Here is a 982-nt window from a genome sequence, read left to right as displayed (position 1 = left end):
CGCATCTGCCGATGTACGCTTCTGCCAAAGAGCATTACAGACAAAATTCTTTCGCATGAATATCTCATCAGCAATAACTTTAAAGTAGTGCGCTTCGTTATCGTCTAAGGTTACCCAGATTGTTCCATCTTTAGATAGAAGGCTGCGGAGCAGCTGCAAACGGGGATACATCATCGACAACCACTGCGAATGTTCGAGGTTATCGTCATAGTGTTCAAAAGCGCTTTGCGTGTTGTAAGGGGGATCGATAAATATGCACTTCACTTGCCCAGCATAGTAGGGAAGCAAAGCTTTTAAAGCATCGAGATTATCTCCCTCGATGAGCATATTGGCCGAATCAGGCTCACCGTAAGATAGACCCGTGACAGGCTGCAGCAATCGGTACGGTGTGAGCGCTGCGCGGGTCAAATCTTCCTCACGTTTATACCAAGACAACTGCGGCATTTAGTATTTTCCTGTTCCTACAATTCTTTGTTGATCATCAAAATGAAGACCACTATTTTTTGAATGGAACCACATCGCCCGGCATTGGGCCATTTGATCTTCTTGCCTTGGATTTGAGCTTAAGAGAAACCACTTTATCCTCAGCATTTATCTGCTCACTTAGATAACCATGGCGGAGATTACAAAGCATCTCGATTATCTCCGGCGCCAAGCCAATTTGATTAACCAGTGTGTCACGATCAAAAACCCCGTTATCTACCAAGAGGTGGACGCCACGCATCATCAGCTTGGGCTGCTCAAAAGGGATGGCATCATCTCCAGGCTCACCCTTTGTCCACTTTCGGGCAGAACGACCTTTCCAAAGCCTTAGCTCAAGTTGCTCATTCAAAAGAGAAAGGTCTCGGCACCGAACAATCATTGCAGCAACAGACACCCTCCACCTGGATTTTAGCGAGAGCAGATTGTCAAGGGTTGGCCATACCACTTCTTGAGAGAAGCTATCAGGCGGCAGCAAGAAAGCACTAGCAAACCGGTGTGC

At 46.8% G+C, this 982-nt stretch carries 2 protein-coding genes; both read right to left on the bottom strand.

The features are described from left to right. On the bottom strand, positions 1-444 hold a 444-nt coding region (locus A3754_RS02730; protein ID WP_197468403.1), incomplete at its 3' end, for a DNA methyltransferase. 52 nt (positions 445-496) lie between these two features. Then, a partial coding sequence (locus tag A3754_RS02725) for an ImmA/IrrE family metallo-endopeptidase (protein WP_231880451.1) occupies positions 497-982 on the bottom strand: 486 nt, incomplete at its 5' end.

The organism is Alcanivorax sp. HI0083 (genome assembly GCF_001635175.1).
This window is presented reverse-complemented; position numbering and strand designations above follow the sequence as displayed.